The sequence below is a fragment of the Candidatus Acidiferrales bacterium genome, from assembly GCA_036514995.1.
Classification (GTDB): domain Bacteria; phylum Acidobacteriota; class Terriglobia; order Acidiferrales; family DATBWB01; genus DATBWB01.
In genome coordinates this window covers 1-13,911 of record DATBWB010000130.1, presented here as the reverse complement: position 1 = coordinate 13,911, position 13,911 = coordinate 1, and the positions used below count along the sequence as shown (strand labels likewise).

At 60.6% G+C, this 13,911-nt stretch carries 10 protein-coding genes; all 10 read left to right on the top strand.

From position 1 onward, the window contains the following. Positions 1 to 2,374 (top strand): ATP-dependent Clp protease ATP-binding subunit (locus tag VIH17_09045; protein HEY4683380.1); only part of this gene is annotated, 2,374 nt, incomplete at its 5' end. Positions 2,375 to 2,434: 60 nt separating this feature from the next. Further along, a complete protein-coding gene (gene bamA / locus VIH17_09040) occupies positions 2,435 to 5,317 on the top strand; it encodes an outer membrane protein assembly factor BamA (GenBank protein HEY4683379.1) in 2,883 nt (960 codons plus the stop codon). A gap of 76 nt (positions 5,318 to 5,393) precedes the next feature. Beyond that, positions 5,394 to 6,059 (top strand): OmpH family outer membrane protein, encoded by a 666-nt coding sequence (locus VIH17_09035; protein HEY4683378.1) that lies wholly within the window; start codon positions 5,394 to 5,396, stop codon positions 6,057 to 6,059. 284 nt (positions 6,060 to 6,343) lie between these two features. Further along, the gene (locus VIH17_09030; GenBank protein HEY4683377.1) at positions 6,344 to 7,312 is read left to right on the top strand and encodes a DUF1028 domain-containing protein; all 969 of its coding nucleotides are present in this window, start codon (positions 6,344 to 6,346) and stop codon (positions 7,310 to 7,312) included. A gap of 279 nt (positions 7,313 to 7,591) precedes the next feature. Then, entirely contained in the window at positions 7,592 to 8,038 is a 447-nt protein-coding gene (rimP, locus tag VIH17_09025; protein HEY4683376.1) for a ribosome maturation factor RimP, read from the top strand. A gap of 55 nt (positions 8,039 to 8,093) precedes the next feature. After that, complete coding sequence (gene nusA / locus VIH17_09020) at positions 8,094 to 9,695, top strand: transcription termination factor NusA (protein HEY4683375.1); 1,602 nt, start codon at positions 8,094 to 8,096, stop codon at positions 9,693 to 9,695. Between the two features lie 35 nt (positions 9,696 to 9,730). After that, a complete protein-coding gene (gene infB / locus VIH17_09015; GenBank protein HEY4683374.1) occupies positions 9,731 to 12,433 on the top strand; it encodes a translation initiation factor IF-2 in 2,703 nt (900 codons plus the stop codon). 325 nt (positions 12,434 to 12,758) lie between these two features. Further along, entirely contained in the window at positions 12,759 to 13,040 is a 282-nt protein-coding gene (locus VIH17_09010) for a DUF503 domain-containing protein (protein HEY4683373.1), read from the top strand. 70 nt (positions 13,041 to 13,110) lie between these two features. Further along, positions 13,111 to 13,473, top strand: coding sequence for a 30S ribosome-binding factor RbfA (rbfA, locus tag VIH17_09005; protein ID HEY4683372.1), 363 nt, complete (start codon positions 13,111 to 13,113; stop codon positions 13,471 to 13,473). Between the two features lie 5 nt (positions 13,474 to 13,478). Beyond that, a partial coding sequence (locus VIH17_09000) for a hypothetical protein (GenBank protein HEY4683371.1) occupies positions 13,479 to 13,911 on the top strand: 433 nt, incomplete at its 3' end.

Below are 13,911 nucleotides of genomic sequence, written 5' to 3'. Positions count from 1 at the left end.
CGAGGCGAGCCAATACGGCAGCCCCAACATTGAAACCGAGCACCTTCTCCTCGGCCTGATGCGCGAGGACAAGGCGCTGGCCAACCGTTTCTTGCGTTCTCACGGCTCGATTGAGTCCATCCGAAAGCAAATCGAGGGCCGGATCACGATTCGGGAGCGGGTTTCGACCTCGGTCGAGCTGCCGCTCAGCCAGGAGTGCAAGCGCATCCTTCAGTACGCCTCGGAGGAAGCGGAGCGGCTGGCGCACAAGCACGTCGGCACCGAACACCTGCTGCTCGGGATCCTGCGCGAGGATAAGAGTTTTGCGGCCGAGATTTTGAACGAGCGCGGCCTCCGGCTCTCGGCGTTGCGGGAAGAGCTGGCGCGGTCAGCCGGGGAAAAGGTGGCGACGGCGCGGCCCAAAGAAACTTCGCTGTTGGGCGAGTTTAGCCGCGACCTCACTCAGGTGGCGAGCGAGGGCGGGCTGGACCCGTTGATCGGTCGAGAGAGAGAAGTCGAGCGCGTCGTCCAAATTCTCTGCCGGCGCACGAAGAACAACCCGGTGCTCATCGGGGAGCCGGGCGTGGGCAAGACCGCGATCGTCGAGGGGCTCGCCCAGCGCATCGCTGACGGCGACGTGCCCTCTTTCCTTGCCGACAAACGCATCCTGGCGCTCGACCTTTCGCTGATCGTTGCCGGAACGAAATATCGCGGGCAGTTTGAGGAACGCCTCAAGACCATCATGAAAGAGCTGATGGAGTGCCAGAACGCCATGATCTTCATTGATGAGCTGCACACGCTGGTCGGGGCAGGCTCGGCCGAAGGGTCGCTCGATGCCGCCAACATTTTGAAACCGGCTCTCTCCCGCGGCGAGATCCAGTGCATCGGCGCCACCGTGCCCTCCGAGTACCGCAAGTCCATTGAGAAAGACCGCTCGCTTGAGCGGCGCTTCCAGCCAGTGAAAGTAGCGGCGCCGACGGAAGAGGAAGCCATCAAGATTCTCTGCGGCATCAAGGACCGGTATGAGAAATTCCACGCCGTCACCTATACCGATGAGGCGTTGCGGTACGCGGTCATTCACTCGAGCCGCTACATCCCGGACCGCTTCTTGCCCGACAAAGCCATTGACCTGATTGACGAAGCGGGGGCGCGGGTCAAGCTCCGACAATGCAGCCTGCCCGGGGAAGTGGCCGAGATTCAGAAGCGGATCAAGTTCCACACTCACCGTATGGAGACAGCGATCGCCAACCACGAGTTTGAGAAGGCGCGGTTTTACAGCGACGAGGAGCGGAAGGAGCGCGAAAACTTCCGCCAAATCCGCGAGCGGCTCAACCTGGACGAAACCTCGACCGGGGTGGTCGGCCGGGAAGAGATTGAAGAAGTCGTTTCCCGCTGGACGGGGGTCCCGGTCACCTCCATCAAAGAAGAGGAGATGCAGAAGCTTCTTCGCATCGAAGAAGAGCTGCACCAACGCATCATCAGCCAGGACAAGGCGATTCGAGCGCTGGCGCGGGCGATCCGCCGTTCGCGCGCCGGGCTAAAAGCGCCCGGCCGGCCAGTGGGCTCGTTCCTCTTCCTTGGGCCTACCGGGGTGGGCAAGACGGAAGTTTCACGCAGCCTGGCCCAGTTCCTGTTTGGCAGCGAGAAATCTTTGATTCGCTTTGACATGTCGGAGTACATGGAGAAACACTCGGTTTCGAAACTGATCGGTTCGCCGCCGGGTTATGTGGGATATGAGGAAGGAGGCCAACTGACCGAGCGCGTGCGGCGCTCGCCTTACGCGGTCATCCTCCTGGACGAAATTGAAAAGGCGCACCCGGATCTCTTCAATATCCTGTTGCAGGTCTTCGAGGACGGGCAATTGACCGACGGGCTGGGGAACACCGTCGATTTCAAGAACACCATCCTCATCATGACGTCGAACATCGGCGCTCGCTTCCTGCAAAAGAAGACAGCGCTGGGCTTTCAGAGCGCGAGCGAGGAGTTGACCGCCGCCAAGATGGAAGAAATGGTGATGGGAGAGGTGAAGCGGCTATTCAATCCTGAATTTCTGAACCGCCTCGACGAGACCATCATTTTCAACGCGCTTACCGAAGACGATCTGCTGAAGATCATCGACCTGCTGGTCGGGCAGATCAACGGGAACCTGGTTCACCGTCAGGTCACGATCGCGTTGACGCCGGAAGCGCGCCGCTGGGTTCTGGATAAGACCTGCCGGGATCGGACCTACGGGGCGCGGCCGCTGCGTCGCGCGCTGCAGAAGTACATCGAGGACCCGCTTTCGGATTCACTCATCCAGGGCGGGATCCAGCGACCGGCCGCGCTTGAGGTGTTTGTCGACAACGATGCCCTCTCGTTCCGGCCGGCGATGGAAGCAACCCCGCTGGTTCGCTAGCGAATCACAGTAACTGACCTGAACGATTGCCGGGAATCTCTGAAGGGTGGCGCTCTGCTCGTGGTAGCCGGTCCAGCCGCAAATGCCTTTCAGCGCACCTACCGCTGGCGGCGTTGTGTCTGCCAGCTCCTTCTCATCATGTTTCTGGCGTTGTTTGGACTCGAGTCCCGCCTTGCCGCCCAGCAGGCGGTGATTGAACAAATTCAATTCAGCGGCAATCGGCGCATCCCCCGCGAGACGCTCCGGGGGCGCATTTTTTTGAAAGAAGGCGACCCCTATGACGAGGAGATGCTCCGCCGCGATTTCCACGCGCTCTGGAACATGAACTACTTTGATGACATCCGCCTGGAAGTCGAGGAAGGCGAAAAAGGGAAGATCGTAATCTTTACGGTCGTGGAGCGGCCGGTAATCCGCCGGATCGAGTACAAGGGCAACAAGTCAGTCAGCGAATCGGACATCCTGGATCGTTTCAAGGAACGCAAAGTGGGCCTGACGGTGGAGAGCCAGTACGATCGCACCCGGGTGCGGCGGGCGGAGGTGGTGCTGCGGGATTTACTGGGTGAGCACGGACGTCAGTTTGCCGAGGTGCGGGCGGTGGCCGAGCGCATTTCAGCGAGCGCGATCAAGTTGACCTTCCAAGTCAACGAGGGACCAAAGGTCAAGGTGGGCAAAATTCAGTTCCAGGGAAACACGGTTTTCGGACGGAGACGGTTGGTGCGGGCCATGAAGCACAGCCGGCCCTACGGCCTCCCGCCCTGGTTTTATTTCTTCTCGAAGACCTACCACCGGGGGAAGCTGGAGGAGGACTTCGAGCGGTTGCGCGCCCTCTATCAGGATCACGGCTACTTCCGCGTACTCGTCAAGGAGCCGGATACCAGGATTGTGGACGTCAAGCGCGGCGGCATTCCCGGCCCCTGGCCCCTGGTGGGGAAGAAATCGGGCAAGCGCATTGAGGTAACGATTCCGCTGGAAGAAAACGCCCGCTATCGCATGGGCACGATTGGCGTGCGCGGGGTGGAGGGCAAGAAGCTGTTCTTCAAGACAGAATTTCTCAAGAGCATTTTCGCGCTCAAGGAAGGGGATATTTTCAACGTCAGCAAGATTCGCAAGGCGCTCGAAGACTACCGGAAACTTTACGGCGAGTTCGGTTTCGTCAACTTTACCGCCATTCCCCAGACCGACATCGACGAAGAAAACAAGCGCATCAACGTGGTCCTGGAAATGGACGAAGAAAAGCAGTTCTTTGTCAATCGCATCGAATTTGTCGGGAATACCACCACGCGCGACAAGGTGATCCGCCGGGAGGTCCTGCTCGATGAGGGAGACCTTTTCAATTCGCGCCTCTGGGAAATGAGCCTTTTGCGGCTGAACCAGCTCAACTATTTTGAGGAACTCAAGCCGGAGGCGGCGGACATCCACCAGAACCCGAAGGAAGGCTCGGTGGATATCACCCTGAAGGTCAAAGAAAAAGGGAAGAACTCGATCGGCTTGAGCGGCGGGGTGAGCGGGATTGCCGGGAGCTTTATCGGCTTCAGTTATACGACCAACAACTTTCTCGGATTGGGCGAAACTTTGACGTTCGAGGCCGATTTTGGCGACCGTCAGAAAAACTTTCTTTTCGGTTTTACCGAGCCCTACCTGCGCGACCGTCCCATCGCCACCGGCTTCACTTTATTCTTCCGGCGCTTTCGCTTCGACCAGGCTCGCGAGGCCAGCTTGTTTGCCGGCACCAATCTTCGGCCGTTCATTGACCCGAACAGCATTCAAAACTTCAAACAGGACAGCAAGGGATTCACCGTTTTTGCGAGCTATCCGCTGCGGCGGTGGTCATTCACCCGCATCGGCATCACCTATGGCTACGACATCTCCGATATCACCGCCATCAGCGATTTTTCTCGGATTCTTTTCGAGCAGTTGAGGTTTCGGAGTCTGGTGGGGCCGTCGGCGGTGGAGGGTATCCGTTCCAGCAAAATTATCCCTACGCTGATTTACAACACGACCAATCACCCCATCAGCCCAACCACCGGGAAGAGCCTCTTTGTCTCGGTGCGATACGAGGGCGGCATTCTGGGAGGAAACGTCAATACCTTCCAGCCGGTGGTCGAGTTCAAGTATTTTCGACCGGTCAACCGCGGGCGCAACGTGCTTGCCTTTCGCCTTCTTTCGGCCTTTGCCACCGGTTTTGGCGGCCGGGTGGTGTCGCCTCTTTCTCGATTCTATGTCGGCGGCGAAGACAACCTGCGTGGGTTCGACATTCGCGCCGTAAGCCCGTTTGCGATCGTGCCGCAGGGTGTGAGCATACCGGTGTCATTCGCTTTCCAGCAGCCAAGCACAACGGCTCCGCTCCCGGTCGGCTGCAACCGTTTTGGATTCTCGGCCACGGTAATCTGCGGCGCCCAGGCGCCGGTTTTGGCCTTTACGGCCGGGTTCCCCGGGGGCGACCTCCAGTCGATCGCCAACTTTGAATACCGCATACCCATTGCCGGGCCGGTGAGCCTCTCTTACTTTTTTGATGCCGGGATAAACTCCGTGCTGCGTCGCAGCCAGCTTCAAATCACCCGGGAACAGGCCGAGCAACTGGGAAAGCAATTCGGCACGACGGTTCCGACCCAGCTCCGTCTGGTCCCGGGCACCAATTTCAAAGTGCGAGCCTCGACGGGCCTGGAATTGGTGGTCAATCTGCCCATTTTCAACGTGCCCTTCCGGCTTTACTATGCCTATAACCCGCTGCGGCTCGATACCAACGTCTTCGGGGGCGCACCCGTGTTGGACTCCACTTTCCCCGGGCTGGATCGTTCCCAATTCCCGCCCGGGGTGTTTAACAACGTGGTGATGCCCCAGATCATGAACCAACTGGAGCTGCAGTTAAGCCGTATCTCCAGGCCGTTGCGCATTCCGGAGCCGAGCCGGACGTTTCGCTTTACCATCAGCCGGACATTCTGATTGACCGGACTGAGAGAAGGCACTTATAATTTTTGGGTTTGGCACCGAGCGACCCTGTTCGTGGAAAGGAAGGACTATGAAAAAACAATGGCTGGTGGGGCTGTTTCCCTTGCTGCTGCCAACTGCGATGCTGGCCCAATCGCAACCTGCCTCCGGACAGGCGGCTCCGGCAACCGCGGCTGCACCTGCGCCCGGGACAAAAGTCGGCATCATCAATATCCAGCTCGCGATCATCAATGTGGCGGACGGCAAGAAGGCGGCGGCCGATTTGCAGTCTCAGTTTGCGCCCAGGCGGCAGCAACTGGACAATCTCCGCAAGGAGTTGGCGGAACTCCGCGAGCGGTTGCAAGCGCAGGAGCGCACTCTCAGCGACGAAGCGAGAGCGGACCTGGCCAGGCAGATTGAATCGAAGACCCGCGAATTCAATTTCCTCGGGGAAGGCTTGCAAAAGGAAAGTCAGGACGCAGAGGGCGAAGTGGTGAGAAGGATCGGGCAGAAGATGATGGCGGTGATTGACAAATATTCCCGCGAGCATGGCTACAGCTTGATCCTCGATGTTTCTTCCCAGCAGACCCCGGTGATCTACGCCGCCACCCAGCTCAACATTACTGACGATATCATCCAGATCTATGACACCACGAATCCGGTGACCCCGACGGCGGCTCCAGCGCCCGCAAAGCCGGCCGTACCGAAGCCCGCCGCGGCAACCCAGCCCCCGCCGCGGCCGGAAAAGAAGCCGTAGCCTCGGAGCAAACGAAAAGCGGCCTTCGTTCTGAAGCTCGGAGAGAGGCTGGTCGTCGCAGGGCGGCCAGCTTTTTCATTTTAGGAGCAACGGGTTCACCCTCAACGGGCCTGCGCTAAAAGTTTTCGTTGAAGGGTTCACCGTGAACGGGAGCACCACGAAGGGGATAAATCCTGATTCTTTCGCCGGGAGGTGATGTTGTGAAACGCGGCTGCGCAATGCTTCTCCCGTTGTTGCTTTGGATAGCCGCCCCAAATCTCGCGGCAAAGGCGCCCGAGGCTGGCGTGAAGCAGCCCGCACAGGGTGAACCCTTCGAGAAAAACTCTCAGGGCAAGCCCGTAGCGACTTTTTCGATCGTGGCCTACGATCCGAAGACGGGCGACCTGGGGGTTGCCGTCGAATCCAAATTTTTCTCAGTGGGCTCGGTCGTGCCGTGGGCGGAAACGGGCGTCGGCGCCATTGCTACACAATCGTTTGCCAATGCGACGTATGGCCCGCGCGGGCTGGCTTTGCTGAAGCTGGGAATAACGGCGCAGCAGGCGCTCGATGCCCTGATCTCGAACGACCCTGGCCGTTCGCGCCGCCAAGTTGGTATTGTCGATGCGCAGGGAAATGCTGCCACCTACACGGGTGCGGAATGCTTGCAATGGGCGGGCGGCGTGACGGGCAAGGACAAAAATGGCTGGCCTTACGCCGCTCAGGGTAACATTCTGGCCGGCGCGGAAGTCGTCCAAGCCATGGCTCGGACGTTTGAATCGGCAGAGGGCGAACTTGCCGACAAACTCGTGGCCGCGCTTGCCACGGGGCAAGCAGCGGGCGGCGACGCCCGCGGACAGCAGTCGGCGGCGCTGCTTGTGGTTAGGCCAAAAGGCGGCTATGCCGGGTTCAACGATCGCTACATTGATCTGCGTGTGGAAGACAGCCCGCGGCCGATTGAGGAGCTCCAGCGGCTCTTGACGCTTCAGCATGCCATCAGCCTCTTGAATTCTGCCGGCCGGCACCACCGCGCCCAAGAAATGGACTTGGCGATCGCTGACGCGCGCAAAGCGACTGAACTGGCGCCGACTAACGCCGACACCTGGTACGATCTCGCGAGCTACCTGGCGCTGGCCGGCAAGAAGCCGGAGGCGCTGGCCGCTCTTGTCAAGGCTTTAGAACTCAATCCCCGACACAAACGCACGGCGCGGAGCGATAAAGATCTCGACGCCCTGAGAGGCGCCCCCGAGTTCGAGAAACTGCTAAAAGAACGATAACGGCGCCATTTGAGCGGGGCCGGGGTAGAAACTGAACCTCGATTATTCCAGGGGCCTTCAAAAGTAATCCAACGGGAGAGAGACGCGGTTCGGTAGTGACCCACGGCGCAGGGTTCACGCAGCCTGCATCCTGGCAACAACCCCATAGATTGCCAACGGGTTGCCATCGCCCAAAGCGAAATACCCCTTGATTTCCATAGGCGACGCCGATATACTCTGTCCCGCCTCAATGCGACCAAATTTCTAGTGGGCGCGAGCCCGCTTTTTTGTTGGTCGGCCATGAACTTGGAAGCGATTCGCGCGGTTGCGGAACGGGTTTGCGGGTCAGAAGAGCTGGAGCTGGTGGAAGTGGAATGGAAGACCGGCCAGCAGCGTTTTTTGCGCATTTATATTGACAAGGCAGGCGGAGTCACGCACCAGGATTGCGAGCGAGTGAGCGAGCAAGTGGCAGCGATATTGGACGTGGACGAACTGATCCCGTCGAGCTACATCCTGGAGGTATCCTCCCCCGGATTGGATCGGAAGCTGCTCAAACAGGCAGACTACGAGCGGTTTCAGGGCAAGTTGGCGAACCTCACGGTCCGCTCGCCAATCGGCAACCAGCGCCATTTCCGAGGCCGGATCGTCGGCTTTGCCAACGACACGGTGAGTCTCGATACCGACCACGGCCGCGTGGAATTGCCCTTCGCCGAAATCACCAAAGCGCATCTGGTGGTGGAGTTGTAGGCCCAACCGGGCAGCCCGCGACGCCCGCGAAGGATTGGGTAAGGGAGAAGCGGAAATGGCCAGTTTACTGTACCAGTCCATCGAGCAACTAAGCCGGGAGAAACACATCGCCCCGGAAATCATCGTCAGTGCCGTCGAAGACGCGGTGCTGGTCGCCAGCCGGAAGTTTTTCAAGGGCACCGAGGAGCTGCGCGCCAAGTTCAACAAGGAAACCGGCAACGTGGACGTTTTTGCCGTCAAGGTTGTGGTCGAAGAGGTCACCAGCCCGGGGAAAGAGATCACTCTTCCGGAGGCGCGCAAAACAGACCCCAAGGCGGAAATCGGAAGCGAGCTCTCCTTTCCCAAGCCCACCGAGCAACTGGGTCGCATCGCGGCTCAAACCGCGAAGCAGGTCATTTTCCAGAAAGTGCGCGAGGCGGAACGTGACACCATCTTCAAAGAATATAACAACCGCGTTGGAGAACTGCTGCATTGCGCGGTGAAGCGAAACGAAGGCCCTGACTTGATCATGGAGTTGGGGCGCACCGAAGCGTGTTTGCCGAAGCGCGAGCAATCAAAGCTGGAGGCCTACAACGTGGGCGACCGTGTGCGGGTGGTCATCAGGGCGGTCGAGCGCATGGCCAAGGGACCGCAGGTGGTGGTTTCGCGAGCTGACCCCATGCTGGTGCAGCGGCTCTTTGAAGTGGAGGTGCCGGAAATCTACGACGGCACGGTGCAAATCAAGTGCTTGGCGCGAGAAGCCGGCGACCGCACCAAGATTGCGGTCATGTCCAGGGACAGGGACGTGGACGCGGTCGGCGCTTGCGTCGGCATGAAAGGCATGCGCGTCCAATCCATCATCCGGGAACTGAGAGGCGAAAAGATCGACATCATCCAGTTCAACGACGAAACGGCGGTCTTTGCCCAGAAGGCGCTCAGCCCGGCCAAGGTCTCGCGCGTGCAGATCATCGATCCGTTGGGGAAAAGACTCGAAGTCATCGTGGAGGATAGCCAGCTTTCCCTCGCCATCGGCAAGAAGGGACAAAACGTTCGTCTGGCCTCAAAGCTGCTCGGCTGGAGCATTGACATCAAGAGCGAGGAGGAGAAGCGGCGCGAAATTGAGGCGCAAATGGAAGAGCTGACAGCGCCCGGAACGAGCCTGGGGGAATTGCCCGGCATCGGCCCCAAGACACGCGAAAAGCTGGTCGTGGCCGGGATTTCCACGATCGAACAACTGGCTGACGCCAAGCCCGAGCAGTTGCTGGAAATCGCCGGGATCGGCGAGAAGATGGTCGAGAAAATCTGGGTTGCGGTGCGTAGCTACTTTGAGGGGGTGGAAGCCGAGGAAGCGGCTGCTGCCGCTCAAGCAACAAGTGCTGCCGCGAAACCGGAAGCAACCCCGCCCGAAGAGAGCGTTCCGGCTGCCGAGCCGCCGGCCCAGCCGGCCATTGCTGATGCGGAAGCGGCTGAGCTTGAAGCAACGCCGGTCGAAACAGAGGCGGAGGTTGCCGCGGCAGCTACTCCGGGCGCCTCTCAACCCGGTGAGGAATTGCCGGCGGAAGCGGAACCTTCGCCCCAAGCGGAGCAGCCGCGGGCCGACACCCCGGCAGAAACCGCTGAGGCCAACGAACCCGCTGCCGCCGCCGAAGTCGCGGAGCAGGAAAGACCCGACCGCTAGTGGTGGTGTTTCCGGGCAGGACGGGACAGGAGAAAATGACAGCGGCCAATCAAATTCGAATCAACGAACTGGCGCGCGAGCTGGAGGTCAAGGCCAGGCGCATTCTTGACTACCTGCCCGAGGCGGGCGTCACCGAAAAGAAGTCCCACTCCAGTTCGATTGATCTTGAGGCAGCCGACAATGTGCGGAAGTATTTCCGCGAGCTTGCCGCAGCCGAAGAAGCGGCTGCTGCGCCTCCCCCGCCACCTGCGCCCAAGGTTGCGCCACCCGCTCTGCCACTTGCTCCGGCAGCCAAGCCCGGATTACCAACGCCAGGGAAGCCGGTCGAGCCTGCTCGACCCGGCGCGGGGGTTGTCCCGCCGGTTGGGGCACGTGCCGCTGTGCCGGGAGGAGGGATTCCCCCTGCTGTGGCGGGGGCGACCAAGGCGGGACTTCCTCCGAGAACTGTCGCCAGGCCAAGCGAACCAGCCATCGCCGCTGCTCCGCGCCCCGACAAAATCGGGGCCCGCCTCCCAGCGACCACGATGCAAGCGGGCAAGCCTGAGTTGGGCAAGCCACTGGTGCCGGGTCGAACCCCACCAAGTGTGTGGCCGCGAACACGGGTTCCTTTACGCCCCGGAGCCCGCCTCGGCGGGCCGGGTGGGGAAGCGCCCATGCAGCATGCCGCTTCACCGGCAGCGCCGACAACAGTTCCGACCGGACGCCCTGTGCCCGGTCGCTTTCCGCCGAAAGAAGATTTGGGCCCAGCCGGGGAACCCCGACGCCGACCTGTCGCGGGGACGCCGGCTGCCGGCCAACCCCTCTATGAGCGCAAGAAGCCGGCGGCGCGCCCGGGGGGCAGGCCCATCGCTGAAAAGCGATTTGAGGAAGGCGAACGGAAGCTGCATCCCGTTCGCGCGCGGCTGACTCGCGTCGAAGGGATCGCCGACCGGCGCATGGGTCGCGCCGCCGTTGCGCCGCCCGTGGTGCGGGAACACCGCGATATCACGCTTACGGAAGGCGCGACGGTGAAAGAGCTGGCTGGGAAGCTCGACGTTCGCGCCAAAGACATCATCAAACTGCTGCTCGATCGCGGCATCTTTACGACCATTAATCAGGCGCTCGACGGCAACACCGCCACGAAACTGGCCGCGGAATTCAATGCCGATGCCCGCCTCATCACTTTCGAAGAGCAGATGGTGCAGGAGGTCCGGCTGGAGGAGAAGCCGGAAAACCTGAAGCCACGGCCGCCGGTGGTGACCGTGATGGGCCATGTGGACCACGGGAAGACTTCGCTGTTGGATGCGCTGCGCGAAACGAATGTCACTGCCTCAGAGGCGGGCGGGATCACGCAACATATCGGCGCCTATCAGGTTTCCATCAAGGGTCGCAAGATCGTCTTTATTGACACCCCCGGCCACGAAGCCTTCACTCGCATGCGGGCTCGCGGGGCCAAGGTGACCGACATTGTTGTGCTGGTGGTGGCGGCGGATGACGGGGTGATGCCGCAGACGCTGGAAGCGATTGACCACGCCCGCGCCGCCAAAGTGCCCATCATCGCAGCCATCAACAAGATTGATAAGCCGGAGGCCCAAGCCGAACGGGCGAAGCGGCAACTGGCTGACCGGGGGCTGATGCCGGAAGAATGGGGCGGCGACACCGTCACCGTCGAGGTCAGCGCCAAGCAAAAGAAAAATCTCGAGTTGCTTCTGGAGATGATTCTGCTGGTGGCTGACATCCAGGACTTGAAAGCAAATCCCGACGTGGATGCAGCCGGCACGGTGCTCGAATCCAAGATCGACCGGGGCCGCGGGCCGGTGGCCACCGTGCTGGTCCAATCCGGGACGCTGCGGGTCGGCGATCCGTTCATCGCCGGGGCGGTGTATGGCCGGGTGCGCGCTCTGTTGGACGATCGTGGCCGGCCGGTGAAAGAGGTTGGCCCGTCTCTCCCGGTCGAAGTGCTCGGGCTGCAAGCTCTGCCGCGGGCTGGCGATCTGTTTCAGGTAGTCAGCGACGAGGTCAAGGCGCGGCAGATTGGCGAATATCGCCAATCGAAATTGCGAGAGGCGGCGCTGGCGAGGTCGGCTTCCGCGCGGGTCACGCTCGAGCAACTGGCCGAGCAACTCAAGACGGGCGAGGCGAAGGAGCTGCCGCTCGTGATCAAGGGCGATGTTCAGGGCTCGGCCGAAGTTCTTTCCGACGCGCTCCCGAAGCTCTCGAACGATCAGGTCAAGCTCAAGATCTTGCACTCCGGCGTCGGCGCGATCACGGAGACGGACGTGCTGCTGGCATCGGCTTCGAATGCGACCATCATCGGTTTCAATGTCCGCCCCGAACGCAAAGCCATGGAGCTGGCCCGGCAGGAAAAGGTGGACATCCGCCATCACACGATCATTTACGAAGTCATGGACGAAATGAAGAAGGCGATGACCGGACTGCTGGAGCCGGTCATCCGGGAAGTCTATCTCGGACGGGCCGAAGTGCGCGAGACGTTTCGCATACCGAAGGTGGGGATGGTGGCGGGCTGCTACGTGATGGACGGCAAAATACAGCGCGATTCTGACGTCCGGGTGCTCCGCGACAATGTGGTCATCTACCAGAGCAACGTCGCTTCCTTGCGCCGCTTCAAAGAAGATGTCAATGAGGTCAAGTCGGGCTACGAGTGCGGCGTGACCGTAAGCAATTTCAGCGACGTCAAGCTCGGCGATGTCCTGGAGTGTTTCGTGATCGAAAAGGTGGCGGCTGAGGTCAGCGCCTAGTGCTGTTCCAACTATTTGGGGCCATTTTCCGCAAGTCACACGGCATGCTTTATTGATCATACAGGATCGAGATGAATACGTTCATCAAGTTGGAACGGCACCAGTGCCGTTGCCACTCTCTCCCGCGAGGTGTTTTCGAGAACCACGCCCGGAAGGGTGCTTGGCCGCTGCAACTCGGACTTATGCTTTGTCAGCGGGAACGGCCCTAGCCGGGTAGTCAAAAGAGACTCAACTGGGCACGCAGTAGGGGCGTATGGCCATACGCCCCTACCTCCGCCGCGCCGGACGGGATCTTCCGGGCTGCTTCCGCCCAAGGCGTACCGCGATGGAAATCGGCGTTCTCACCCTAGAACTCCATCTGAGTGATGCAAACTCCCTCAAGGACAAACGCCAGGTCATCCGCAGCCTGAGAGAAAAACTACGAACAAGGTTCAACTGCGCTGTGGCCGAGGTGGACCATAACGATCTTTGGCAGCGCGGCACCGTCGCCGTGGTCGCGATTTCCAATGACCATCGGCACTTGCAACAAATGCTGGAAGGAATTTCGCGCGAGGCGGAGCACATCCTCGGCGGCGACCTGGCCAACAGCTCGATCGAGATCCTGTAGCGGAAGGCTTTGGGCCTCAAGGGATGTTTTCGGGACCTCGGCCGCCGCGCCGGTGATTCGAGAAGCGATCATGACTCCTAGCGGACATCGGCCCGAGCGGGTCGGAGAACAAATCCGCGAAGAAGTGGCTGAAATGGTGGCAGGCGAACTGAAAGACCCGCGCATCGGGCTGGTCGCCGTCACCGAGGTGCGTGTCTCGACCGACCTCAAGCACGCCACCGTGTTTCTCAGCTTGACGGGCACGGGCGAGGAACAAAAGGCCAGCCTGAAGGGCCTCGAGGCGGCCGCCGGCTTCATCCGTCGTGAGCTGGCGCAACGGCTGGCCATGCGCAAGGTTCCGGAACTGGTGTTCCGCCGGGACGACAGGCCGGAAACCAGCCAGCGTATTGAAGAACTGCTGAAGAAGACGAAAGAGGATTCGGAGCAGCAGTGAGACGAATGCGCACAAGAAAGCGATCCGGCATCAGCGGTGCGGTGGTGATCAACAAGCCGCCGGGAATCACCTCGCACGACGTTGTCGCCGAGGTGCGCAAAATTCTCATGACCCACCAGGTGGGCCATCTCGGGACGCTCGATCCGATCGCCACGGGTGTCTTGCCGTTGCTCGTCGGTCGGGCCACCCGGCTGGCGCAGTTCTACGGCGCGCGGCGCAAGCGTTATGAGGGTTCGATCCGGTTCGGCTTTGCCACCAATACCTACGATGCTGATGGTACGCCGCTGGGCGAAGATCGGAGGCCGGCATTGAGCCGGGAACAGCTTCAGCCCCTGTTTGAGGAATTCACCGGATGCTTCGAGCAGATGCCTCCGCCCTTTTCGGCCAAAAAGATTCGGGGCGTGCCGGCGCACGAACTGGCTCGCCAACACAAGCCGG